Origin of the sequence: Paralysiella testudinis (assembly GCF_016894345.1) — a bacterium.
GTDB classification, from domain to species: Bacteria; Pseudomonadota; Gammaproteobacteria; order Burkholderiales; family Neisseriaceae; genus Paralysiella; species Paralysiella testudinis.
Genome location: NZ_CP069798.1, coordinates 450,374 through 475,583 on the forward strand (window position 1 = coordinate 450,374; position 25,210 = coordinate 475,583).

At 52.5% G+C, this 25,210-nt stretch carries 16 protein-coding genes, 1 tRNA gene and 1 pseudogene; 7 read left to right on the top strand and 11 right to left on the bottom strand.

Annotation, left to right across the window (positions count from 1 at the left end; genetic code table 11):
- Positions 1–6 precede the first annotated feature (6 nt).
- The 3 genes from JQU52_RS02445 (at position 7) to JQU52_RS02455 (ending at position 2,861) form a co-directional block, all read left to right on the top strand.
- Entirely contained in the window at positions 7–942 is a 936-nt protein-coding gene (locus JQU52_RS02445) for a bifunctional enoyl-CoA hydratase/phosphate acetyltransferase (RefSeq protein ID WP_230339583.1), read from the top strand.
- Between the two features lie 16 nt (positions 943–958).
- A complete protein-coding gene (locus JQU52_RS02450) occupies positions 959–1,543 on the top strand; it encodes a DUF4303 domain-containing protein (RefSeq protein WP_230339584.1) in 585 nt (194 codons plus the stop codon).
- 124 nt (positions 1,544–1,667) lie between these two features.
- On the top strand, positions 1,668–2,861 hold the full coding sequence (locus JQU52_RS02455) for an acetate/propionate family kinase (RefSeq protein WP_230339585.1): 1,194 nt from the start codon (positions 1,668–1,670) through the stop codon (positions 2,859–2,861).
- Between the two features lie 218 nt (positions 2,862–3,079).
- Here JQU52_RS02455 and JQU52_RS02460 read toward each other — a convergent pair whose 3' ends face one another.
- From JQU52_RS02460 to JQU52_RS02500, 9 genes are all read right to left on the bottom strand, one after another.
- On the bottom strand, positions 3,080–3,694 hold the full coding sequence (locus tag JQU52_RS02460; RefSeq protein ID WP_230339586.1) for a DUF4230 domain-containing protein: 615 nt from the start codon (positions 3,692–3,694) through the stop codon (positions 3,080–3,082).
- A 79-nt stretch (positions 3,695–3,773) separates the two neighbouring features.
- Positions 3,774–6,419 (bottom strand): leucine--tRNA ligase, encoded by a 2,646-nt coding sequence (gene leuS / locus JQU52_RS02465; RefSeq protein WP_230339587.1) that lies wholly within the window; start codon positions 6,417–6,419, stop codon positions 3,774–3,776.
- 315 nt (positions 6,420–6,734) lie between these two features.
- The gene (gene ptsP, locus JQU52_RS02470) at positions 6,735–8,480 is read right to left on the bottom strand and encodes a phosphoenolpyruvate--protein phosphotransferase (protein ID WP_230339588.1); all 1,746 of its coding nucleotides are present in this window, start codon (positions 8,478–8,480) and stop codon (positions 6,735–6,737) included.
- A gap of 2 nt (positions 8,481–8,482) precedes the next feature.
- The gene (locus JQU52_RS02475; protein WP_230339589.1) at positions 8,483–8,752 is read right to left on the bottom strand and encodes an HPr family phosphocarrier protein; all 270 of its coding nucleotides are present in this window, start codon (positions 8,750–8,752) and stop codon (positions 8,483–8,485) included.
- Complete coding sequence (locus JQU52_RS02480; protein ID WP_230339590.1) at positions 8,733–9,161, bottom strand: PTS sugar transporter subunit IIA; 429 nt, start codon at positions 9,159–9,161, stop codon at positions 8,733–8,735. Before JQU52_RS02480 ends, JQU52_RS02475 begins: the two co-directional genes overlap by 20 nt.
- 388 nt (positions 9,162–9,549) lie before the next feature.
- Positions 9,550–10,377 (bottom strand): OmpA family protein, encoded by an 828-nt coding sequence (locus JQU52_RS02485; RefSeq protein ID WP_230339591.1) that lies wholly within the window; start codon positions 10,375–10,377, stop codon positions 9,550–9,552.
- A 66-nt stretch (positions 10,378–10,443) separates the two neighbouring features.
- Complete coding sequence (locus JQU52_RS02490) at positions 10,444–14,625, bottom strand: YadA-like family protein (protein WP_230339592.1); 4,182 nt, start codon at positions 14,623–14,625, stop codon at positions 10,444–10,446.
- Positions 14,626–14,645: 20 nt separating this feature from the next.
- Positions 14,646–18,800: a beta strand repeat-containing protein gene (locus JQU52_RS02495; RefSeq protein WP_230339593.1), complete on the bottom strand. Its 4,155-nt coding sequence runs from the start codon at positions 18,798–18,800 to the stop codon at positions 14,646–14,648.
- A 167-nt stretch (positions 18,801–18,967) separates the two neighbouring features.
- Positions 18,968–21,685, bottom strand: coding sequence for an ESPR-type extended signal peptide-containing protein (locus JQU52_RS02500; RefSeq protein ID WP_230339594.1), 2,718 nt, complete (start codon positions 21,683–21,685; stop codon positions 18,968–18,970).
- 15 nt (positions 21,686–21,700) lie between these two features.
- Here JQU52_RS02500 and JQU52_RS02505 point away from each other — a divergent pair, with 15 nt between their 5' ends.
- Positions 21,701–21,934 carry a hypothetical protein gene (locus tag JQU52_RS02505; RefSeq protein ID WP_230339595.1) on the top strand — a complete coding sequence of 78 codons (234 nt, stop codon included), beginning with the start codon at positions 21,701–21,703 and terminating at the stop codon, positions 21,932–21,934.
- 618 nt (positions 21,935–22,552) lie between these two features.
- On the opposite strand, the pseudogene JQU52_RS14745 reads toward JQU52_RS02505, so the two are convergent.
- Both JQU52_RS14745 and JQU52_RS02515 read right to left on the bottom strand, forming a co-directional pair.
- A pseudogene (locus JQU52_RS14745) lies at positions 22,553–22,624 on the bottom strand (hypothetical protein); the annotation flags it as partial.
- Between the two features lie 323 nt (positions 22,625–22,947).
- Positions 22,948–23,032, bottom strand: a tRNA-Leu gene (locus tag JQU52_RS02515).
- 299 nt (positions 23,033–23,331) lie between these two features.
- On the opposite strand from JQU52_RS02515, the gene JQU52_RS02520 reads away from it, so the two are divergent.
- The 3 genes from JQU52_RS02520 (at position 23,332) to hisG (ending at position 25,203) form a co-directional block, all read left to right on the top strand.
- Positions 23,332–23,958, top strand: a complete 627-nt coding sequence (locus JQU52_RS02520) for an SCO family protein (protein WP_230340508.1) — start codon at positions 23,332–23,334, stop codon at positions 23,956–23,958.
- 190 nt (positions 23,959–24,148) lie between these two features.
- Positions 24,149–24,451, top strand: coding sequence for a hypothetical protein (locus JQU52_RS02525; protein ID WP_230339596.1), 303 nt, complete (start codon positions 24,149–24,151; stop codon positions 24,449–24,451).
- A gap of 95 nt (positions 24,452–24,546) precedes the next feature.
- Positions 24,547–25,203 carry an ATP phosphoribosyltransferase gene (hisG, locus tag JQU52_RS02530; protein WP_230339597.1) on the top strand — a complete coding sequence of 219 codons (657 nt, stop codon included), beginning with the start codon at positions 24,547–24,549 and terminating at the stop codon, positions 25,201–25,203.
- The last annotated feature ends 7 nt before the right edge of the window (positions 25,204–25,210 follow it).

A 25,210-nucleotide genomic window follows, 5' to 3' on the forward strand; every position in this document is an offset into this window, starting at 1 on the left:
AGCACCATGAGCCCCAGCCCCACCGCCCCCAATAGCTTGCCCGCGCTGTTTCGCCGCGCTGAAAACCTGGCACCGGTGCGCTGCGCCATGGTGCATCCGTGCGACCATGCCTCGCTAGAAGGCATCATCGCCGCCGCCCAGCATCAACTGGTGATTCCGGTGTTAATCGGCCCCAAAGCCAAAATTGAAGCCGTGGCCGCCGAGCATGGCTTTGACATCAGCGGCTTTGAGCTGATTGACGAGCCTTTCAGCCATGCCGCCGCCGAGCGGGCCGCGCTTATGGCCGCCCACGGCGAAGTAGAAGCCTTAATGAAAGGCAGCCTGCACACCGATGAGCTGATGCACGCCGTGCTGCGCGAACGCAGCTTGCGCACCAAGCGGCGCATGAGCCACGTGTTCCATTTCGACCTGCCCGCCTACGACAAGCCGATTCTGATTACCGATGCCGCGCTCAACATCCTGCCTTCGCTGCAAGACAAGGCCGACATCACCCAAAACGCCATTGATGTGGCGCATATTCTGGGCGTGGCCGAGCCCAAAGTGGCGATTTTGGCGGCGGTGGAAACCGTGTCGCCCGAAATGCAGTCCACTATCGACGCCGCCGCCTTGTGCAAAATGGCCGACCGCAAACAAATCACCGGTGCCCTGCTCGACGGCCCCTTGGCTTTCGACAACGCCATTTCCCCAAAAGCGGTGAAAATCAAAGGCATCGAATCCAAAGTGGCCGGGCAAGCCGATATTTTGGTGGTGCCGGATTTGGAAGCGGGCAATATGCTGGCCAAGCAGCTTGAATACTTCGGCGCCGCCGATTCTGCCGGCATCGTGGTGGGCGCCCGCGTGCCCATTGCGCTGACCAGCCGCTCCGACGCCACCGACACCCGCTTGGCTTCCATGCTGTTGGTGCAGTTAGTGGCGCATCATTACCGCCAAAATCCGCCCTAATTCTAATTAAGGTGCCATGATGACCCCTACCCAATGGCAACATATTCACGACTTGGCCGTGGCCAACATCACCCAGTCGTTTCTGCACATGCGCGCCCAAGCGGCCAACGAGCGTTTTTACGGTTTCGGCTTGGGGCTGGTAGAAGACCTGTGCGGCTTTTTCTGTGCCGGAAACACACTGGAATCGCTGCAACGGGTGCTGGACGATGAAGAAGATGATGACAGCGGTTGGTTTTGGTATATCTCCGAATGGGCTTATGAAGGCGTGGATGACGACAACGCCGTTCACCATGCCATTACCGCCCTTGACACCGAAACCGACGACGACCCCGAACAATACGTCCAACTGTGCCGTGATTACGAGCAGTGCCTTATCGCCGCGCTGAAAACCTGCGACAACAATGGCCTGTTCGGTGCCGAGCGTACCGCCGGAGAAATGGTGCTGTATCTGCACTATGCCGATGCCAGCGATGAAACCATCGACAACACCTCATCCGCACAACTGAATCCGCCCGCATTGCACCAAGCATTTTTGCAGCGCTGGAATCAGAATGCCAGCAACAGCCTGACTGATTTAATCCGTGACCGCTTGGACGATTAAACCAAGTCAAGTAAACCAAGTCACGCCGATAGTGAAATGCATAAAATTTGCATCCAAACCGCATGACCATGCTTTTCAGGCAGCCTCAAAGGCTGCCTGAAAAGCATCAAACACAGGAACACCCATGGCCATTCTTTCCGTTAACATCGGCTCTTCTTCAGCCAAATTTGCCCTTTATGCCGCCGAAAGCCACGGCATCGGCGCTTTACTTGGCAGCGGCCAAATCGATAACTTGCAACCGGGCGGTGCGCCGCAATGGCACTGGCAAATCGGCACCACCCGCGTACAAGAAAGCTTGGCCTGCCAGCACCCCGACAACCCACACCAAGATGCTTTGCGCCATTTGCAACACTGGCTGCAACACCATTTTGCCGACACCCCCTTAACCGCCGTGGTACACCGCGTGGTGCATGGCGGCGATTATTTCGACCGCGCCGTCTTGGTAAACGATGATGTGATGGCCAAGCTCGCCAGCCTTAACCGCCTTGCGCCTTTACACCAGCCGCACAACCTAGCCGGGATTGCCCGCTTTCAGGCAGCCTTCAAAAATGTGCCCCAAGTGGCCTGCTTCGACACCGCGTTTCACGCTGGCTTAAGCCCGCTGGAAACCACCTTTGCCATTCCCGCCGCCGAAACCGCCGCCGGCATTCGCCGCTATGGTTTTCACGGTTTGTCCTACCAATATGTGGCCGCACAAATGGCCGCCGCCAGCCCCCGCGCCCAAGCCCGCATGGTGATGCTGCACTTGGGCAACGGCAGCAGCGCCTGCGCCACTGTAAACGGGCGCAGCAGCGCCATGAGCATGGGCTTTACCGCGCTGGACGGCTTGATGATGGGCAGCCGCTGCGGCTATTTGGATGCGGGTGTGGTGCTGCACTGGCTGGCCGAAGGCAAAGACCACGCCGCGATTGAAAAACTGCTCTACAAACAAAGCGGCTTATTGGGTGTGTCCGGCCTATCGGCCAATATGCGCGAGCTGCGCCAAGCCGCCGCCGCAGGCCGGCAGCAAGCCCGTTTTGCGGTGGATTTATACACCCACAAAGCCCGCCGCGAAGTGGGCGCACTCACCGCCTGCATCGGCGGCCTTGATGTCTTGGTGTTTACCGCCGGCATCGGCGAAAACGACGCCCAACTGCGCCACGACGTTTGCCACGGCCTCAGCTATTTGGGTGTGGCGCTGGACAGCGGTGCCAACCAAGCCGCCAACGGCCAACTGCGCCCCATCCACAGCGCCGACAGCCGCGTGGAAATCTGGGTCTGCCCCACCGACGAAGGCAAAAACGCCGCCGAACAGGCGTGGGCATTGCTGCAAACATAAAGGCTTGGCAAACCAAGGTACACTGCCCATATCGGCATCACCATTCAAACAAGGCTGCCTGAAAGCATTTCAGGCAGCCTTTAAGCTTTGAAAATCAAACGTGATTGCCCAATTTATACCAATTCTAAAAAATAACCTAACTGCGTTGGCTCGCCTTGCCGTACTAGGTGTACTGTCTGCGGCTCGCCGCCTTGTTATCTTATTTTTTAGAATTGGTATTATTTTTTCGGATTGGCATTACACGCCGGCACCGCCGCCGGCACCACATTAACCGGCTGATTGGCCAGCGCAAACAAAGCGGTGATGTGTTTTTGCGCCTGCTCATTAGCCAAGGTTAAAATTTGCGCACGGCAGGCGCTGGCCAGAATTTGGGCGCGGGCTTCGGTTTGCACCGTGGCAAATACCGAGGTATCCACGGGGTGCAGGCCGAGGGTGCCGGTTTTGAGGTCGTATACTTCGATGTTGTCCAAATTCACCTGAAACACCGACACCGGCGGCAGCTCAATATGGATGCGGCCATCGGCAGCGGTGTGCACGTTTTCCGGGCGCAACTGCGCCAAGTCCACCCCCGCCACCACGCTGCCATGCACCAAAAACAGCCCTTTCTGGCTGTCTTGCCACAGGTTATACCAATGCCCCGGCTGCTGGGTGCGGATAATGCTGTCGATTTGAAAAGCGGTGGTTTCCAAGCGGTTGAGGCTTTGGATTTGCGTAATCACCGCTTCGCGGCTCATCACCTGCTGCGCTGCCGGTGTACGTTGCGTGTTCAGCCACCACCAAGCCGCCACGGCCAGCAGCGATAATGGCAGCAGCCATAAGATCAATTTTTTCATGTTTACTCCTTGCTCAAAATAAAAGGCTGCCTGAAACCTTCTATTGCGGTTTCAGGCAGCCTTTGAATACAGCAATGGCTTACACCACAATATTCACCAAGCGCCCCGGCACCACAATCACTTTCTTGGCCGGTTTGCCTTCCATAAATTTCACTGCGCCTTCGGTGGCCAGCGCAGCGGCTTCAATGGCGTCTTTGGGTGCATCGGCGGCCACGGTGATTTTGCCGCGCAGCTTGCCGTTTACCTGCACCATGATTTCGATTTCCGATTTCACCAGCGCGGCTTCGTCTACTTGCGGCCAAGCGGCATCCCACAGCGCGGTGCCGGGGCGCAACTCTTGCCACAGGGCTTCGCTGATGTGCGGCACTATCGGCCACAACAGGCGCACGGCGGCTTCGAGCACTTCTTGCGCCACGGCGCGGCCTTCGGCGCTGCTGCAATCGCCGTTGCGCACGCAGGTGTCGTATTGGTTGAGCAGCTCCATCACGGCGGCGATGGCGGTGTTGAATTGCAGGCGGCGGCCGTAGTCGTCGCCCACTTTGGCGATGGTGCTGTGCAGCTTGAAGCGCAATTCTTTTAGTGCTTTGCTCAAGCCTTCTTGGCTGCCTGAAAAGGCGGCCACGATGTCGCCGCTGCTGCGGTAGTCGTACACGGTGCGCCACAGGCGGCGCAAGAAGCGGAACGCGCCTTCCACGCCGCTGTCGCTCCATTCCAGCGATTGCTCGGGCGGTGAAGCAAACATCATAAACAGGCGCGCGGTGTCGGCGCCGTAGGCTTCAATCAGCGCTTGCGGGTCGACGCCGTTGTTTTTCGATTTCGACATTTTTTCGGTGCCGCCGATTACTACCGGCAGGCCGTCGGCTTTCAACACAGCGGAAACAGGGCGGCCTTTGTCGTCGAAGGTTAAATCCACATCGGCGGGGTTAATCCAATCTTTGCTGCCGTTGGCCGCTTCGCGGTAATAGGTGTCGCACACCACCATGCCTTGGGTGAGCAGGCGCTCAAACGGCTCGTCTACATTCACCAAGCCTTCATCACGCATCAGCTTGGTGAAAAAGCGCGCATAAAGCAAGTGCAAAATGGCGTGCTCGATGCCGCCGATGTATTGATCCACCGCGCCCCAATATTGCGCGGCTTGCGGGTCAACCATGCCTTGATTGAATGCGGGCGACATATAGCGGAACGGATACCAGCTCGATTCCATAAAGGTATCCATGGTGTCGGTTTCGCGCTTGGCCGCGCCGCCACATTTGGGGCAGCTGGTTTCGTAGAATTCGGGCATTTTGGCCAAGGGCGAGCCGCTGCCGTCGGGCACCACATCTTCGGGCAACACCACCGGCAATTGTTCGGCAGGCACGGGCACATCGCCGCACGTGCCGCAATGCACAATCGGAATCGGGCAGCCCCAATAGCGTTGGCGCGAAATGCCCCAATCGCGCAGGCGGTATTGGGTTTTCGGCGCGCCTTGATTGGCTGCCTGCAAATCGGCGGCCATGGCATCATAGGCTGCCTGAAAGCTTAAGCCATTGTATTTTTCGCTGTTCACCAACACGCCGTTTTCTTTGTCGCCATACCATTCCTGCCATTGCCCGGCATTAAAGGCGTTGTCGCCCACGGCAATCACTTGCTTGATGGGCAGGCTGTATTTGGAAGCAAACTCAAAATCGCGCTCGTCGTGTGCGGGCACGGCCATCACCGCGCCGTCGCCATAGCCCCACAACACATAGTTGGCAATCCACACTTCCAGCTTGTCGCCATTGAGCGGGTTCACCACAAAGCGGCCGGTGGGCACGCCTTTTTTCTCCATGGTGGCCATATCGGCTTCGGCCACGCTGCCGGCTTTGCATTCGGCAATAAAGGCTTGCAGCGCGGGGTTGTCTTGCGCGGCAGCGGCGGCCAGCGGATGCTCGGCGGCCACGGCCATATAGGTGGCGCCCATCAAGGTGTCGGGGCGGGTGGTGTAGACTTGCAGATAATCGGCATAATCACCCGCCAAGCCTTGCTTGCTTTCAGAGGCTACGGCAAAACGCACCTGCATGCCGCGCGATTTGCCGATCCAGTTGCGCTGCATGGTTTTTACTTGCTCGGGCCAATGTTCGAGTTTGTCGAGGTCGGCCAGCAGTTCTTCGGCATAATCGGTGATTTTGAAGTAATACATCGGGATTTCGCGCTTTTCAATCAGCGCGCCCGAGCGCCAGCCGCGCCCATCGATTACCTGCTCATTGGCGAGCACGGTTTGATCCACCGGATCCCAGTTTACGGTGCCGTTTTTGCGGTAGACAATGCCTTTTTCAAACAAGCGGGTAAACAGCCACTGCTCCCAGCGATAATATTCCGGTGTGCAGGTGGCGATTTCGCGTTCCCAATCAATGGCAAAGCCCAAGCTTTTGAGCTGGCTGCGCATATAGTCGATGTTTTCATACGTCCATTTGGCCGGAGCCACGTGGTTTTTCATCGCTGCGTTTTCGGCAGGCATACCAAAAGCATCCCAACCCATGGGCTGCATCACGTTAAAGCCGTTTAAAAGCTTGAAGCGGGAAAGCACATCGCCGATGGTGTAGTTGCGCACATGCCCCATATGCAGCTTGCCGCTGGGATAGGGAAACATGGACAAGCAATAATATTTGGGTTTGCTTGCGTCTTCAGATACGTTAAACAAACGGGCGTTGTGCCATTTTTCTTGGGCGGCCGGCTCGATGGCCGAGGGTTGGTAGTGTTCTTGCATGGTGTTGCCGTATCGCTCGGTGATGAAATCAAACGGGCATTATAGCAGCTTCAAATCAAAGCGGTGGCCGCATTTGTGAACAGCAAAAACAGAGATTTAAAGGCTGCCTGAAACGCCATAAATGAGCATGAAAACACCCAAATCGCAGACAAAAAAAACCACCGATATCAAGGGAGGGAATATCGGCGGTCAAGTTGCGGGAAAACGTTACTTACTCACTACTGACTGACTGCTTGTTTCGAAGCAATGTCGGTATGGGTGATTATACAAACGCTTTGTTTAAATGCGGTTAAGCTGTGCTAAGCCAAACTAAATTTATGTAGGATTAGCCGCGGGCTGGTTCAGTTTTTTCAGTAATGCGCGGGCTTTTTCCGGGTCGTCGTTGCGCACTAGGCGCAGCACTTCGGTTTCCAGCAGCAGGGTGTCGCTGTGGATGATGCGGTTTTTTACCGCTAATAGGTTGTTCGGGTTCATGGAAAAACGGCGCAAGCCCATGCCCAGCAGCAGGCGGGTGTATTGCTCGTCGCCCGCCATTTCGCCGCACACCGACACCGGTTTGTTCTGCTTTATCGCCGCGCGAATCACGTGTTGCAGCAGCTTCAGCACCGCCGGATGGTTGGGCTGATATAGATGGCTCACGCTTTCATCGCCACGGTCGGCCGCCAAGGTGTACTGAATTAAGTCGTTGGTGCCGATGGAAATAAAATCCACTTGTTTGAGCAGGCTATTGATGGTGAGCGCAGCGGAGGGAATTTCCACCATAATGCCCACCGGCATGGCATCGTCAAACGGCTCGTCGCGTTCGTGCAGCTGCTGTTTGGCGGTTTGCAGATGGGTTTGGCACTGGCGCACTTCATCCAGCGAGGAAATCATCGGCCACATCATTTTAATCGGCCCGTGGGCGCTGGCGCGAAGGATGGCGCGCATTTGGGTGCGAAACATCACCGGCTCGGCCAAACACAGGCGGATGCCGGTTAAGCCCAAGGCAGGATTAAGGGCATGGCTGTGGCCAAACCAGCGCGGATTTTTATCCACACCCAAATCCACGGTGCGGATGGTCATCGGCTTGCCTTTGAGCTTCTTGACAATATCGGTATACACCGCATACAGCTCGTCTTCGGTGGGCAGGGTATCGCGGTTTAAATAGGTGAATTCGCTGCGGAACAAACCCACGCCGTCGGCACCGAATTTGTGCAGTTGTTTGATGTCTTCAATGGATTCGATATTGCCCAACAGCTCGATGTTTACCTCGTCTTCGGTGGTGGCGGCGGTATTTTTGAGCTTGCCCAGCTGGCGTTTGTGGCTTTTGTATTCGCGCATACGGCGGCGGTATTCGGCCAACACGATTTCGTCCGGCGCAATAATCAGCACGCCGTTGCTGCCGTCTACAATCACCCATTCGTCTTCGCTAATCAGGTCGCGCGCACGCCCCAAGGCAATCACCGAAGGCATATCAAGGCTGCGCCCCAAAATGGCGGTGTGGCTGGTGGGGCCGCCCACATCGGTCACAAAGGCGGCGATGCGGCCGTCTTTGAAATACACGGTATCGGCCGGCGCCAAATCATGCGCAATCAGAATGGCATCGTCTTCCAAGTCTTCGTTTACGGCCAGCTCGGTATCCAGACCACGCAGGTTTTTATAAACACGCTCCACCACTTGCCACATGTCTTGCTTGCGTTCGCGCAAGTAATCGTCGTCGATGGCGTCGAATTGTTCGGCCAATTTATCGGCCTGCTGTTTGAGCGCCCATTCGGCATTGATGCTTTGCGCCTCAATCAAATCCACCGGCTCGCGCGACAAGGCCACATCGCTGAGCAGCATTAAATGCAATGAAATAAACGCACCCAGCTCGGTGGGGGCGTTTTCGGGGATGGCATTGCGCAATTGCTCCAGCTGGCGGCGGGTGGCTTTGATGGCTTGCTCATAGCGCGCCACTTCTTCAGGCAGCTCATCTGCTGTCAATTCGTTGTGCGGCACTTCGTCCATGCCGCGCACCACCAGATGGGCGCGGCCAATGGCAATGCCGCCGCCCACCGGCACGCCGTGCAGCACAATGCCCATGCTTATTCACCCTCGCCGAAATAATCGTTAATCAAATCCAACAAGGTTTGCATGGCCGCCTGCTCATCCGTGCCGTCGGTTTCCAGCTCAATCAAAGTGCCTTGTGCCGCGGCCAGCATCATTAAGCCCATAATGCTTTTGCCGTTTACCCGCCGCCCTTTGCGCGTTACCCACACTTCACACTGAAACCGCCCGGCGGTTTGGGTGAATTTACTCGAAGCGCGGGCATGCAGCCCCAGTTTATTGATGATTTCAACTTCTTGTTTCAGCATCGCAATGGCTCACATCGTTGTAGTCAATAATCATAATGCCGTTTATGGCGGCCTGCTGCACGGTTGTTGCCAACTCATGCACATTGTTGCTTTTGCTTGCGTATTGGATGGCTTTTACCATCATCGGCGCGTTCAGGCCGGTAACCATCAGCGTATTGTCGTCATGAATCAGCTTTTGTGCGGTGTTGCAAGGTGTGGCACCGAAGATATCAGTCAGCATGAGCGTGCCGCCGCTGCAATCCAGCTGTGCCAACAATACTTGGGCACCTTCCACCAATGTTTGCGGCGAATCATCGCCGCGCACGCCCAAAATACGCACATTAGGTGGTACTTCACCAAAAAAGTGTCCGGCCAATTGCGTATAGGCTTCACCCAAAGTTTCATGGGTAATAATTAACAAACCAATCATAATTCGCTTTCATTTTAACAACGGCAGTGTAGCCCAAATCGGCCAAGGTTCAAACTGCTTTGCGCTAAATACACAATGCTGGCAAACAATCAAATCAACAAGACGAAATCTGATGGCATCCGCGCATAAACAAACCCCCAAATCCACACTTGCGTGTTATTTAGGGGTTTGATGGCAATCCGGCCGCAGCGGATTTAATTTACCAAATAAATACTTTTCAGGCAGCCTTAGGGTCTGTTCACATTTCATCGCGTGGCCATATTTTGGCTTAAAAGCCCGCTTTCTGCGTTGAAAATGCGCGCAAGGTGTTCAACCTTGCTGTGCTTTTCGCCTTGAACGCAGACTTTTCTGCTCAAAATCTGCTGCACGGCTAAAATGTGAACAAACCCTAATGGCGGCCATAGCCTTCTACTTGGATTTCTACCCGGCGGTTGGGCTGCAAACAGGCAATCAAATCGGCACGGCTGCCCTTGTCGGCGCATTGTTTTACCGGCTGGCGCTCACCCGCACCAATGGCGCGGATTTTGGCGGCGGGCAAACCTTGGCCAATCAGATATTGGCGCACAGTTTCGGCACGTTGCTGCGACAAATTTTGGTTATATGCATCCGAGCCCAAGTAATCGGTGTGGCCGGTAACCGTGATGCTGTTCAGACGCTCAAAAGTTTTCAGCTTAACGGCCAATTCATCCAGCTCGCGACGGCCTTGTGCTTGCAAGTCATTCGCACCGCTGCGATTAAAGGCAAACAAGGCATCGGCACCCAAAGTGTAATGCTGGCCGCTGGCGGCTACTTTGCCCTGTACCGGACAAGCAGCCCCTTGCGGATCAACGGCATTCCAATAAAAATTACGTGCGATCATGTTTTTATCGAATAGCACTTTATATTGGCACGTGGTGATGTTATCCGTGCCTTGGCCGGGGGTGTGGAAATAAAACAGATAATTCCACTCCACTGGGCGCCAGGCTTCGCCGTAATGCGGGCGACCTAGCAAGTAATACAGCTGGTCTTTGGTCATGCCCGCTTTCACTTGGCGCAGACTTTCCGGATTGGGGAAAGTGCCACGGCCGTTGTCAAAGGTAACTTTGTCCCATTGCGGCCACACCGGCTCATCGGTGGTGCCATCGGGTTTCACAAAGGTGGTGGCGGCGCAACCGGCCAATACCGCCGCAGATGCGGCCAATACGGCAAATTTGCGCACAATATGCATTGTTTTCATGTTTATTCCCTTAAATATGTGGATAAACAGGCTGCCTGAAGGTTTCAGGCAGCCTGTTTCAAGCCATTACCATTGATAACCTGCACCCACAGAAGCACCAAAATTACCGCGTGAGTTGCCGCTGCCGGTGGCTTTAATCACCCAGTTACCGCTGTCGGAAATGGTGGAGAAGCCCACCGCATAGCCGGCTTCACCTTGGTAGTAGCCGCCACCAATCGCCATCATGCTCTTGCCCGGCAAATAAGCCTGCGGCAAACCAGCTGTGGCAATGGCTTGCGCCACACCCGCGCTGGCATTACGCTCCACCTTGTCGATGCGGCCGGCCAGCTCATTGCCCATAGCCTGTACTTGGCCTAGATTAGCTGCATCAGTAGCAGCCGTGCCCGCACCCACATTGTGGATCACCACCGGTGCCTTGTTGTCGGCACCCACCAAGGTAACGTCGTTGCTGGGCGCACCGCCGCCTTGGGTCGGGTTATTGGCATCAGAATACTGCACAATGCCTGCCTGCCCACTGGCCACCGCTTCCACCGCCTTATTGGTGTAGTACAACTGGCTGCCATTGATGGCATCGGTGCTGGTGGCAGACACCACTCCGGCGGCGACATTTTGGATTTGACGGGTTTGACCCTCTTTACCCACACTCACCACACCCACAGCATCCTTGGTGCCCGCCACATTGGCATCGTTACCGCCTTTATAGGTGTAGTTGCCACCGGCAGCAGTGGTATGTACCACGCCTGCCGCAGCGCCTGAACCCAATGCCACACTGTCTTTAGTGGTTACACTGGTGCCATCACCCAAGGCCACAGCACCGGAAACATCTGCGGTAGCCGCGTATACCGGGTTGCCATTGGCATCTACACCCGTTTGCACTCCATTCGCGCCAATATTGACATTATTTCCCAAGATAAACACATTCTTAGAGCTGGCGCCAATCTTGTTGTCATTACCGATGGCATAGCTGCTATCACCTGCGATATAACTCGGATCACCAATCGCACCCGCATTTTTACCAGACACCACATTGCCGGTACCGATAGAAATGCTGTTGTCACCCACCGCGCGGGCACCTTTACCAATCGCAATGGCTGCATCACCTGTGGCTTTAGTGCGCTCGGCGTCCACAGCAACACCATTTTTAATGCTGGCATTACCCATGGCCACACTATTCACACCACCGGCAACAGAGCCGATACCGATCGCCGTGCTGTAACTTACTTGGGCGCTGGAATCAACTTTATTCTGGCCATCAGCTGCCCCCATATTCGTACCATCATTGGTATGGAAGAATTTGATACCACCTTCATTCATATTTTTGACGGCTGCAATTACATTGGTATTATTGGTAGTGGTTTGACCTTTTACATCATAAGTTTGGAGTGCCTGCTTTCCTGCATCGGTGAGCGCCCCGTCTTTACCAATATAGGTATCACCGCCAATAGTGGTGTTGATATTGCTCACATTGTTGGTAATGTTGGTCACACTACTATTAACACCTTTAATGGCGGCATCCATTTGGCCTTTGTTCACCGCATCACCGGCCTTAACCGCATCGGCAACATTGCTAATGGCTTTGCCGCCCGCATCAATGCCCTTAGTAGTCACGCTGGGGCCATCTTTAATGGTTAAGCCGCCGCCATCAACCGTGGTATTACCAGCGGTAATACTGGTGACATTCAGCTTATCGCTGGTTTTCACCGTGTATTGCGCACCCCCGGATGCATTTTTGCCTTCCTCAACCACCATATTCAAACCTGCCACCACCGTAGTCGGCTTACCTGCGGCAGTTACCGCACTGTCCAACTTGTTGATGGCATCGTTGATACTGATGGTAGCGTTACCGCCCACAGTCATTTTGCTACCATCCAACTGAGCCACGGTCTTACCCTCGCCGTCAACCACTTTCACTGTACCGGTGGTGCTCACGCCATCCTTGCCTACGCTGCTCAGCGTTTTGCCGTCTGTACCTTTAACGGTTAAACCATCCAAGCCATAGGTGCTGCTGCGCCCGTCGGCGTTGCTCACTACGGTGCCGCTCGGACTCAATACGGTGGTGTTGCCTGCCGCATCTTTACCTAAGGTGACTTTGTCTACCGCCAACTCTTTGGCCAACGCTACGCGGATTAAACCGGTGTTGTCCACTTGAGTCATGATGTTGTTACCGCCATCAAACTTAGTGAAATCTTTGTTGGCATCCGCGCCTTTTACGTTAACGGTGCTGCCCAATTTGGCGGTGTAAACATCTCCGGCGTTGGCGCCGAATTTCAGGCCGCTGTTGGTAATGCCCGCAATCTGGTTGTTCAAATCACCCGCATTCACTGCCTTATATGCGTTGGCCGGGTCGCTGATGGTACCTGCGCTGGCTACGTTATTCAGGCTGGTGCCGCCGCTCATTGCGGTAAATGTGCCGTCCGCATTTTTAGTAACCGCAGTCGGTGCAGTGGCGCTGGCAAAGGTCACGCTGTCTTTGTTCGGCTTGCCGTCTGCGGTTTTGTCGTATTGAACGGCAAAGTCATTCGCAGTCGCTTGGGCGGTATTCAATGCGTTAATCGCTTCGTTTACGCTGGTGGTGTTTTTACCATCCGCACCTTTTACAGCCAATGCGGTGTTGTCCAACTGGGCAATCGTTTTGGTCTGATCTGCCGCATCAACCACTTTCACTGTGCCGGTGGTGCTCACGCCATCCTTGCCTACGCTGCTCAGCGTTTTGCCGTCTGTACCTTTAACGGTTAAACCATCCAAGCCATAGGTGCTGCTGCGCCCGTCGGCGTTGCTCACTACGGTGCCGCTCGGACTCAATACGGTGGTGTTGCCTGCCGCATCTTTACCTAAGGTGACTTTGTCTACCGCCAACTCTTTGGCCAACGCTACGCGGATTAAACCGGTGTTGTCCACTTGAGTCATGATGTTGTTACCGCCATCAAACTTAGTGAAATCTTTGTTGGCATCCGCGCCTTTTACGTTAACGGTGCTGCCCAATTTGGCGGTGTAAACATCTCCGGCGTTGGCGCCGAATTTCAGGCCGCTGTTGGTAATGCCCGCAATCTGGTTGTTCAAATCACCCGCATTCACTGCCTTATATGCGTTGGCCGGGTCGCTGATGGTACCTGCGCTGGCTACGTTATTCAGGCTGGTGCCGCCGCTCATTGCGGTAAATGTGCCGTCCGCATTTTTAGTAACCGCAGTCGGTGCAGTGGCGCTGGCAAAGGTCACGCTGTCTTTGTTCGGCTTGCCGTCTGCGGTTTTGTCGTATTGAACGGCAAAGTCATTCGCAGTCGCTTGGGCGGTATTCAATGCGTTAATCGCTTCGTTTACGCTGGTGGTGTTTTTACCATCCGCACCTTTTACAGCCAATGCGGTGTTGTCCAACTGGGCAATCGTTTTGGTCGGATCTGCCGCATCAACCACTTTCACTGTGCCGGTGGTGCTCACGCCATCCTTGCCTACGCTGCTCAGCGTTTTGCCGTCTGTACCTTTAACGGTTAAACCATCCAAGCCATAGGTGCTGCTGCGCCCGTCGGCGTTGCTCACTACGGTGCCGCTCGGACTCAATACGGTGGTGTTGCCTGCCGCATCTTTACCTAAGGTGACTTTGTCTACCGCCAACTCTTTGGCCAACGCTACGCGGATTAAACCGGTGTTGTCCACTTGAGTCATGATGTTGTTACCGCCATCAAACTTAGTGAAATCTTTGTTGGCATCCGCGCCTTTTACGTTAACGGTGCTGCCCAATTTGGCGGTGTAAACATCTCCGGCGTTGGCGCCGAATTTCAGGCCGCTGTTGGTAATGCCCGCAATCTGGTTGTTCAAATCACCCGCATTCACTGCCTTATATGCGTTGGCCGGGTCGCTGATGGTACCTGCGCTGGCTACGTTATTCAGGCTGGTGCCGCCGCTCATTGCGGTAAATGTGCCGTCCGCATTTTTAGTAACCGCAGTCGGTGCAGTGGCGCTGGCAAAGGTCACGCTGTCTTTACCTGTAGCGTCATACTGAACTGCATTGTCCGCTTTACCCAAAGAGGCGGTAACCTTATCACTCAACTTCAGCGTGATGCCCTGCGCAGCCGCTACGCTCTCAATTTGATTCGCAGTACCTTTAACCGCCAAAGATTCGGTTTTCAGGTTAACGCTGCCTGTACCTGTATCACCAGCAGTATTCAATGCAACATTGCCTACCGCTCCCGTTACTTGGTTATCAACATAAGTCTTGTTGGTCGCATCACTGCCACCTGTCGGCGCAGCCAATCCAGTGACTTTGCCGTCACTTATGGTGGTCTTCCTGCCACAAAGGTCGGGGCGGCTACCGTACCGGCAAATGTAGGCGCATCAACTACGCTGTATTTAAACGTGTTGGTGCCCGCATCATAAGTAGCTGTGGTATTGGTGCCGTTGGCAAAGTTGATGTTCTCGTCTTTGGCAATGCGATCCTTAGTGCCATTATTGGCAGTAACCGTAAACGCACCGGCATCCAATTGGCTGTTGATGGCGGTAATATCACCGGTGTTCTTGGTGATGTTGGTGGTGTTGGTAGCCACGTTTTGATTGGTCGCAAACAGTTGACCACCATTCACCGCATCAGTGCTGGCCGCACTGCTGATGTCTCCTGCTTTGACGTTGGTCAGCTGCACCGGAGTGCCGGCGGTACCCAACGTGACTTTATTTTTAGTAGGAGTGTCATACTGAACTGCATTGTCCGCTTTACCCAAAGAGGCGGTAACCTTATCACTCAATTTCAGCGTGATGCCCTGCGCAGCCGCTACGCTCTCAATTTGATCCGCAGTACCTTTAACCGCCAAAGATTCGGTTTTCAGGTTAACGCTGCCTGTACCTGTATCACCAGCAGTATTCAATGCAACATTGCCTACCGCTCCCGTTACTTGGTTATCAACATAAGTCTTGTTGGTCGCATCACTGCCACCTGTCGGCGCAGCCAATCCAGTGACTTTGCCGTCACTTATGGTGGTCTTCCCTGCCACAAAGGTCGGGGCGGCTACCGTACCGGCAAATGTAGGCGCATCAACTACGCTGTATTTAAACGTGTTGGTGCCCGCATCATAAGTAGCTGTGGTATTGGTGCCGTTGGCAAAGTTGATGTTCTCGTCTTTGGCAATGCGATCCGTAGTGCCATTATTGGCACTAATATTGGCACTAACGGTAAACGCACCGGCATCCAATTGGCTGTTGATGGCGGTAATATCACCGGTGTTCTTGGTGATGTTGGTGGTGTTGGTAGCCACGTTTTGATTGGTCGCAAACAGTTGACCACCATTCACCGCATCAGTGCTGGCCGCACTGCTGATGTCTCCTGCTTTGACGTTGGTCAGCTGCACCGGAGTGCCGGTAGTACCCAAGGTCACTTTATCTTTAGTAGTGCTGTCATACTGAACTGCATTGTCCGCTTTACCCAAAGAGGCGGTAACCTTATCACTCAACTTCAGCGTGATGCCCTGCGCAGCCGCTACGCTCTCAATTTGATTCGCAGTACCTTTAACCGCCAAAGATTCGGTTTTCAGGTTAACGCTGCCTGTACCTGTATCACCAGCAGTATTCAATGCAACATTGCCTACCGCTCCCGTTACTTGGTTATCAACATAAGTCTTGTTGGTCGCATCACTGCCACCTGTCGGCGCAGCCAATCCAGTGACTTTGCCGTCACTTATGGTGGTCTTCCCTGCCACAAAGGTCGGGGCGGCTACCGTACCGGCAAATGTAGGCGCATCAACTACGCTGTATTTAAACGTGTTGGTGCCCGCATCATAAGTAGCTGTGGTATTGGTGCCGTTGGCAAAGTTGATGTTCTCGTCTTTGGCAATGCGATCCTTAGTGCCATTATTGGCACTAATATTGGCACTAACGGTAAACGCACCGGCATCCAATTGGCTGTTGATGGCGGTAATATCACCGGTGTTCTTGGTGATGTTGGTGGTGTTGGTAGCCACGTTTTGATTGGTCGCAAACAGTTGACCACCATTCACCGCATCAGTGCTGGTCGCACTGCTGATGTCTCCTGCTTTGACGTTGGTCAGCTGTACCGGAGTACCGGCGGTACCCAAGGTCACTTTATCTTTAGTAGTGCTGTCATACTGAACTGCATTGTCCGCTTTACCCAAAGAGGCGGTAACCTTATCACTCAACTTCAGCGTGATGCCCTGCGCAGCCGCTACGCTCTCAATTTGATTCGCAGTACCTTTAACCGCCAAAGATTCGGTTTTCAGGTTAACGCTGCCTGTACCTGTATCACCAGCAGTATTCAATGCAACATTGCCTACCGCTCCCGTTACTTGGTTATCAACATAAGTCTTGTTGGTCGCATCACTGCCACCTGTCGGCGCAGCCAATCCTGTGACTTTGCCGTCACTTATGGTGGTCTTCCCTGCCACAAAGGTCGGGGCGGCTACCGTACCGGCAAATGTAGGCGCATCAACTACGCTGTATTTAAACGTGTTGGTGCCCGCATCATAAGTAGCTGTGGTATTGGTGCCGTTGGCAAAGTTGATGTTCTCGTCTTTGGCAATGCGATCCTTAGTGCCATTATTGGCAGTAACCGTAAACGCACCGGCATCCAATTGGCTGTTGATGGCGGTAATATCACCGGTGTTCTTGGTGATGTTGGTGGTGTTGGTAGCCACGTTTTGATTGGTCGCAAACAGTTGACCACCATTCACCGCATCAGTGCTGGCCGCACTGCTGATGTCTCCTGCTTTGACGTTGGTCAGCTGCACCGGAGTGCCGGCGGTACCCAACGTGACTTTATTTTTAGTAGGAGTGTCATACTGAACTGCATTGTCCGCTTTACCCAAAGAGGCGGTAACCTTATCACTCAATTTCAGCGTGATGCCCTGCGCAGCCGCTACGCTCTCAATTTGATCCGCAGTACCTTTAACCGCCAAAGATTCGGTTTTCAGGTTAACGCTGCCTGTACCTGTATCACCAGCAGTATTCAATGCAACATTGCCTACCGCTCCCGTTACTTGGTTATCAACATAAGTCTTGTTGGTCGCATCACTGCCACCTGTCGGCGCAGCCAATCCAGTGACTTTGCCGTCACTTATGGTGGTCTTCCCTGCCACAAAGGTCGGGGCGGCTACCGTACCGGCAAATGTAGGCGCATCAACTACGCTGTATTTAAACGTGTTGGTGCCCGCATCATAAGTAGCTGTGGTATTGGTGCCGTTGGCAAAGTTGATGTTCTCGTCTTTGGCAATGCGATCCTTAGTGCCATTATTGGCAGTAACCGTAAACGCACCGGCATCCAATTGGCTGTTGATGGCGGTAATATCACCGGTGTTCTTGGTGATGTTGGTGGTGTTGGTAGCCACGTTTTGATTGGTCGCAAACAGTTGACCACCATTCACCGCATCAGTGCTGGCCGCACTGCTGATGTCTCCTGCTTTGACGTTGGTCAGCTGCACCGGAGTGCCGGCGGTACCCAACGTGACTTTATTTTTAGTAGGAGTGTCATACTGAACTGCATTGTCCGCTTTACCCAAAGAGGCGGTAACCTTATCACTCAATTTCAGCGTGATGCCCTGCGCAGCCGCTACGCTCTCAATTTGATCCGCAGTACCTTTAACCGCCAAAGATTCGGTTTTCAGGTTAACGCTGCCTGTACCTGTATCACCAGCAGTATTCAATGCAACATTGCCTACCGCTCCCGTTACTTGGTTATCAACATAAGTCTTGTTGGTCGCATCACTGCCACCTGTCGGCGCAGCCAATCCAGTGACTTTGCCGTCACTTATGGTGGTCTTCCCTGCCACAAAGGTCGGGGCGGCTACCGTACCGGCAAATGTAGGCGCATCAACTACGCTGTATTTAAACGTGTTGGTGCCCGCATCATAAGTAGCTGTGGTATTGGTGCCGTTGGCAAAGTTGATGTTCTCGTCTTTGGCAATGCGATCCTTAGTGCCATTATTGGCACTAATATTGGCACTAACGGTAAACGCACCGGCATCCAATTGGCTGTTGATGGCGGTAATATCACCGGTGTTCTTGGTGATGTTGGTGGTGTTGGTAGCCACGTTTTGATTGGTCGCAAACAGTTGACCACCATTCACCGCATCAGTGCTGGCCGCACTGCTGATGTCTCCTGCTTTGACGTTGGTCAGCTGCACCGGAGTGCCGGTAGTACCCAAGGTCACTTTATCTTTAGTAGTGCTGTCATACTGAACTGCATTGTCCGCTTTACCCAAAGAGGCGGTAACCTTATCACTCAACTTCAGCGTGATGCCCTGCGCAGCCGCTACGCTCTCAATTTGATTCGCAGTACCTTTAACCGCCAAAGATTCGGTTTTCAGGTTAACGCTGCCTGTACCTGTATCACCAGCAGTATTCAATGCAACATTGCCTACCGCTCCCGTTACTTGGTTATCAACATAAGTCTTGTTGGTCGCATCACTGCCACCTGTCGGCGCAGCCAAACCCGTAATTGTGTTAGTAGCACCATTTGTTACCACTTTACCTACAGTGGTTTTAGTAAAGGAAACATCATCTTTAGTCGCAATACTAATTTTATTTGCCGATTGAGTAATGGCAATATTTTTACCAGCATCCACATTTAGCGTTTCACCCGGTTGGATGAGATCTTTCAGGCTGCCTGAAACATCACCTGCTGATTTGGTGGCCTCAACGGTAAAACCTTTGCTGCAATATCAGCCACGGCATAAAGCTGGCTGCCGTTGATGGCATCCAAGCTTGTAGCAGATACTTGTCCATTTGCCACATTTTGGATTTGGCGTGGTTTAGTTGTAGTACCAACACTGACCACATCCCCGTCAGCAGGTGCAGCACCTGAGGTGGCATAGGTGTAGGTAATGCCATTATTAATAGTTGAATTAGCTGTATCCACCGCCTTTGTCACAGTAGAAGCATTACCCAATACCACAGCGCCATCTAAACCTGTTGCCACAGTAACGCCATTACCCATCACCATCACATTGCTTGAGTTAACGGTATTGCCGTTACCCACAACACGAATACCCGTTGTACTTGCTGTCGGCATCGCATTGCCATTGCCAAACGCACCGGATTCAGTAGCAGCAATCGGCGCTGTTGCCGTGCCGTTATTATTGCCAATAGTATAGGTACCGCTGCCTGAAATATAAGATGGGTCACCCAATGCACCCGAATTGGCACCGGAGACCACGTTGCCGGTGCCGATAGAAATAGATTGCGCGCCGTTGGCTTGTGCGCCCTTGCCAATGGCGATGGCCTCACCGCCTGATGCTTTGCTACTGCTACCCATGGCGATGTTATCACTGGTGGTAAGCGGAGAAGCATAGCTAAACTTATTTGCCCCATTACCGATGGCGATATTGTTGTTTGACTTTGTTGCGCTAGTGAACGCCACCTCAGTGCTTGTTAATTGGGCGGTCATTTTGCCGATATATTGCCCTGCATTGGTGCCAAGCGATAGGTTGTCGTCACCATTCACCCATTGACCTGGAGTGTTACTGTTATCCGTTGCTGTCAGCGTGTCACTATTGCCACTACCATAAGAATAGTTTCGACTCCCATTAACTATACTGCCCGTCTTATAGCCATAAGAGCTATTGCTGCTACCGGCCACATATTTGCCTGCATCAATACCCATCGTATAGTTATCGCTACCCTTGACATATTGACCTGCGCGACTGCCGATAGCGTAGTTGGTGTTGCCTTGGTTATAAATCCCCGCAGAATTACCAATCGCCACCACTTCTGTGCCGTCGATGTAGTTTGCCCCCGCAGAACTACCAATCGCGATACCACTGGTATTCTTCTTATTGTTTGTTTTTGCAAGAGAATTCACCGAGCCGGCACTTGACCCGATAAATACACCATTGTCTGCAGTACTATCAGTGCCCGCTTGGGTACCAATAGACACGGTATTTCCACCACCGACGTAAGCCTTATAACCCATGGCAACCCCACGATTTCCACTAACCGTGCTGTTCGCTCCGATGGCAATCACATCGTTGATGCTATTATTGTTAACGGTTCCATTGGCTTGCGCGTTGTTACCAATGGCAATGGCATTGCGTCCCGTGGCTTTGGCAAACGCCCCTTGTGCCAAGGCAGGGCCAAAGTCTTCTGTCGTCACACTGCCAGCAGTGACGGTAGAAGAATCAGTGACAGTATTTTTACTGTACCCTTGGGCGGCACTGCCCAAGCCATACGCCATATCGCCTATGGTGTTGGTCGTGGCTTTATAACCTACCGCCACACTGCCTGCACCAGCCGCATTCGCTTTCACACCGGCAGCCAGTGCATTCGTGCCACCAGCGCCATCATTGCTGTAATTAGAACCTGCTGTTGTATCAGTTGAATTCACACTGTAGTAACGGGTAAGTTTAGTTTGTAGTGTATTGGCAACGGAAAATAGTTGGCTGCCGTTAATGGCATCGGTGCTAGTGTCAGTAACTGCACCGGGTGCTACATTTTTCAACTGGCGCTCAAAACCAGATTTACCGATTGAAACTTGGTCACCCGCCGCCACTACTTTAGCACCACCAAAGTTGGTATAAGTTACAGCGCTGGCTCCCGTACCTACGGTTGCCTGTGTTATGGCTGTAGCATTAGTGTCGGTAACAGATCCAGCACCCAATGCTACCGCCCTCTCTTTGCTGGCATTGGCTCCTACACCCAATGCTACCGCCCCCTTTTCGCTGGCATTGGCTCCTACACCCAATGCTACCGAAGCAATGCCCGTAGCCTTACTTTTAATACCCAAAGCAGTTGATATGTCACCTGATGCTAGCGCTTGTACCCCAACGGCTACTGCCCCTGCACCTGATGATTCAGTAGCCGGGTACCGTGTAGTGTTACTTGCATAATCGACTAAATCAGACCCTGTGAGTGCTTTATATTGGGTGGCAGCTGTCGTATTATTTTGTCCATTATTACCCGCAACCAAATCTATGTCATCGCCGCCAATCGCAATGGAGGATACTCCAGATGATTTTGTTTGTGCCCCTAAAGCAATAGATTGGTTTCCACTGGCATTCGCCTCAGAGCCAAGCGCAACAGCCTGACTTGTATTTGCTGTTGCACTCCTACCACATGTCAAGTTACTGGTATTGTCAATAGCAGAAACATCACATTGAAGTTGAGCTGCATAGACAGGTACTGGAATACCGACACTTAAACCCAAAGATAATGCTAATACATTAAATCTTAAGGTATTACTCATAAATACTTTCGATAATACCTTCGATGCCCTATTTTGCTCAGATTTACTGCTTTTACCTTTGCCGGTTTCGATTTCAGACACGGCCACCCAAGTTTGGGTGGTTTCGTTGTATACGGTGCGGTAGATTTTGTTCATGGTACGGCCTCTATTTTGATAAAGTTGGAATTTGATAAAGTTGGAAAAATTGAATTAGGGTATAAAAATTGGTTTATCTGTGCTGCGCCAAGTGGCTTGGCTTTTATGCTTGGCGGCGCTGGGCGCCTGCGCGGGGGTTTATCATTTATTAAGTACAAGCTGTTTGTTTCATTAAATCATCCAAACCCGTGCACTTGGGCACGCAATGGCAATCTGTTTTTTCAGGCAGCCTACAAAGTACGAGAATAAAGCAGCTTAAAGTTATTGCTGGCAAGCAATTTTTATGCCTTATTAACAAAAGCAATTATACCGATTTATTTTCACTTAATAATGATTTACGCATCCGCGCCTAGTGCATAGTTTATTGCTATTTAAAGGCACTTTTGTTCAAAATCGAGGCCGTTATGATCAATACGTGATTTTTATTGCTCTTGTTTCAAATGTATTTTAAAAGTGCAAGCCGGGTGAGCGATGTCGTTATTTGGCCGTAGCTGCCCTAATTCGGCAGGCAGAGATATTGGCTTTATCAAACTACTGCCAAACAAATAATACTAAGGTTATTTTTTTGGATTGATATAAAACCAAGCGGATAGGCAATATTTGGTGGCAACGCGCAACTCATGCCATTATCTATTAGGCATTTATTAGGCAAATATAACAGATTAGAGTCGAACATCAAGTGAATGTAAAAATTGTGGTGTGGTATGTTGGTTAAAGTGCCACACCGGGTAAGTTGATTCAAACAGGCAACGCGGATTGGCAGAATCAAAGCGCTGCTTTGAACCGAGCATTTGCTTGCGCAGATGCGATGGGCATATTGACCGAAGGGCTTCAGGCAGCCGTTAATAAATGGGTGCGTAGCTTCGGTTACGGGCTTTTACAAGGCTTAGTTGTGGAATAAGTGCCGATTGCCAAAGTTTTTCGTTTGCCGTCAATGGCATAGTCAAGCCGCCAATACTTGCCGCCGTTGGCATTTACAAGCGATTAAAGATTGTAGCCATCGGCCAGCTTATACGGTTTGGCGGCGGGCTTGGCGTTCTTTATCTGGCGGTCGTTTAGGGGCATTTACGGTATTTTTTGCAGTATGTCGGGTTGGTTACGTAAAATATACCGCAGAATTTTGGTTGCTTCAATAACACGGGATTAGGCGGCTTTAGACAATAGAGAAAGGCAGAATTAGGCGCAAAGCCTAGCCAGTTGGGTGCCTAGTTTATGGCGCTAGACGGTATTAGACAAAAAAATAACCACTAAAAAGTGGTTAGTGGTGCCCAGGGTCGGACTCGAACCGACACACCTTGCGGCGGGGGATTTTGAGTCCCCTGCGTCTACCAATTTCGCCACCTGGGCAGGTGAGAAGCGCGTATTATAGCCGCTTTGCGGTTGTTGTAAAGTATTTGTGCCGTTTTTTTTGTATTTGTACAGAGAATATCATTCAAGCTAATGAATTAATTATTTTTATTTTTGAATCGAATTCTATATGAACGGCGGCTGTGACATAATGCCGCAAGCGTGTGCTGGCAAGCGGGTGGGCAAGCGGCTACCATAAAGTGTTTGTTTATTGATGATATGAGGCTTTGTTGCTTATGCGTTACTTTACCCCCAATACCATTCAATCACACAAGCTGCGGCAACCATGCCATTGGGCGATGGGCTTGTTGGCCACGGCGTTGTTGGCGGCGTGTTCACCCGCTGCGGAAACGGCTGTGCCTGCCTCAGCTGCGGTCACCACGGCTTCCGCGCCCACCGCCGCAGCGCAGCTATACGGCAGCGATATCCGTGCCGAGCAGATTGGCGGCGACTTTACGCTGATGGATCACCACGGCAAGCCGGTGAAGCTGTCGGACTTTAAAGGCAAGGTGGTGGCTTTGGTGTTTGGCTATACGCATTGCCCGGATGTGTGCCCCACCAATTTGCTCACGTTTGCCGAGGCACTAAAACAGCTGGGGCCGCAAGCCGAGGCTGTGCAGGTGCTGTTTATCAGTGTAGACCCAGAGCGCGATACGCCGGCATTGTTGGCGCAATATGTGCCAGTGTTTAATCCGACTTTTATCGGCCTCACCACCGACGCGGCCAATCAAGGGGCGCTGAGTTTGGTGAAGCAGCAATACCGCATTGTGTCGCAAAAAGTGCCGCGCGGGGATGATGGCCATTATTTGGTTGACCACAGCGCGGGCAATTATTTAATTGATAAAAACGGCCACGCCGCGGTGTACGAACCGCACGGTCAAACGGCGGCGCAATTGGCGCACGATTTGAAAATCTTGTTAGAATAAGCACTTGCTGCGCTGGCAGCCAAATGGGCGGATGCGGTGCTTTAAATTTAGAGAAAATAGATTCCGCCTATCCTCTTTAACAGTAATGGATTTAATGGTTTCAGGCAGCCTTATATTGATTTCTCCCAAGCTTGATTTTTATCATTGGCTTGGAACCAAATCCATTTAAATACTTTGTAAGGAGCACATAATGTTGGACACATTCTATGCCAACACGCAAAAACATTTTTTGCTGAGCTGTTTTTCCTTTTTGGCTGCCTGTGCCTTGATTGGCATGGCCGTGGTGGGCACGGTGGCCACGGATATCCATTATTTGGTGTTTTTGCCTGTGGGCTTGATGGCCTTGCTTTCCAGCGTGTTCGGGCTGATGATTTTGGCCGATGAAGACGCAGGCATTGCCAAGAAAAAAGGCTATTTTGCCATTGAGGCGGCTTTATTATTGTTTGCTTTATTATTATTGCCGCCGAGCTGGTGGGCGTTTTATTCTTTATAATGAGCAGCAGCAATCTTTTCAGGCAGCCTTGAAATAAAAGGCTGCCTGAAAACACTGTAAATTAAAATCATCCCATTAAATCACCCCAAGCCAATATGAATTCATTAACCATTGCTTTATCCAAAGGCCGTATTTTTGACGAAACCCTGCCCTTGCTGGCGGCGGCGGGCATTGAGCCGGCAGAAAATCCGGAGCAGTCACGCAAGCTGATTATCGGCACCAACCACGCCAATATCCGCTTGGTGATTGTGCGCGCCACCGATGTGCCCACTTATGTGCAATACGGTGCCGCCGATTTCGGCATTGCCGGCAAAGACGTGCTCACCGAGCACGGCGGCAGCGGCCTGTATCAGCCCTTGGATTTGCAGATTGCCCGCTGCCGCATGATGGTGGCGGTGCGCAAAGGCTTTGACTATGCCGCCGCTTCGCAGCCGGGCTGCCGCTTGCGCGTGGCCACCAAATACCCCGACATTGCCGCCGAGCATTTTGCCGACAAAGGCGTGCATGTGGATTTGATTAAGCTCTACGGCTCAATGGAATTGGCGCCTTTGGTGGGGCTGTCGGATGCGATTGTCGACTTGGTGTCAACCGGCAACACGCTGAAAGCCAACGACTTAGAAGCAGTGGAACACATTGCCGACATCTCCAGCCGCCTGGTGGTGAACAAAGCGGCACTCAAGCTGAAATATGCTGCGATTCAGCCGATTATTGATGCTTTTGCCCGCGTGGTAAATGCAGATAAGGCTGCCTGAAAGGCCA

Bases quoted from the DNA above. Each gene is read 5' to 3' on its own strand.
- JQU52_RS02500 (WP_230339594.1), bottom strand. From the start codon at position 21,685: ATGAACAAAATCTACCGCACCGTATACAACGAAACCACCCAAACTTGG.
- JQU52_RS02485 (WP_230339591.1), bottom strand. From the start codon at position 10,377: ATGAAAACAATGCATATTGTGCGCAAATTTGCCGTATTGGCCGCATCT.
- JQU52_RS02445 (WP_230339583.1), top strand. From the start codon at position 7: ATGAGCCCCAGCCCCACCGCCCCCAATAGCTTGCCCGCGCTGTTTCGC.
- hisG (WP_230339597.1), top strand. From the start codon at position 24,547: ATGAATTCATTAACCATTGCTTTATCCAAAGGCCGTATTTTTGACGAA.
- ptsP (WP_230339588.1), bottom strand. From the start codon at position 8,480: ATGGGCATTGTGCTGCACGGCGTGCCGGTGGGCGGCGGCATTGCCATT.
- JQU52_RS02450 (WP_230339584.1), top strand. From the start codon at position 959: ATGATGACCCCTACCCAATGGCAACATATTCACGACTTGGCCGTGGCC.
- JQU52_RS02525 (WP_230339596.1), top strand. From the start codon at position 24,149: ATGTTGGACACATTCTATGCCAACACGCAAAAACATTTTTTGCTGAGC.
- JQU52_RS02520 (WP_230340508.1), top strand. From the start codon at position 23,332: ATGGGCTTGTTGGCCACGGCGTTGTTGGCGGCGTGTTCACCCGCTGCG.
- leuS (WP_230339587.1), bottom strand. From the start codon at position 6,419: ATGCAAGAACACTACCAACCCTCGGCCATCGAGCCGGCCGCCCAAGAA.
- JQU52_RS02455 (WP_230339585.1), top strand. From the start codon at position 1,668: ATGGCCATTCTTTCCGTTAACATCGGCTCTTCTTCAGCCAAATTTGCC.
- JQU52_RS02475 (WP_230339589.1), bottom strand. From the start codon at position 8,752: ATGCTGAAACAAGAAGTTGAAATCATCAATAAACTGGGGCTGCATGCC.
- JQU52_RS02480 (WP_230339590.1), bottom strand. From the start codon at position 9,161: ATGATTGGTTTGTTAATTATTACCCATGAAACTTTGGGTGAAGCCTAT.
- JQU52_RS02460 (WP_230339586.1), bottom strand. From the start codon at position 3,694: ATGAAAAAATTGATCTTATGGCTGCTGCCATTATCGCTGCTGGCCGTG.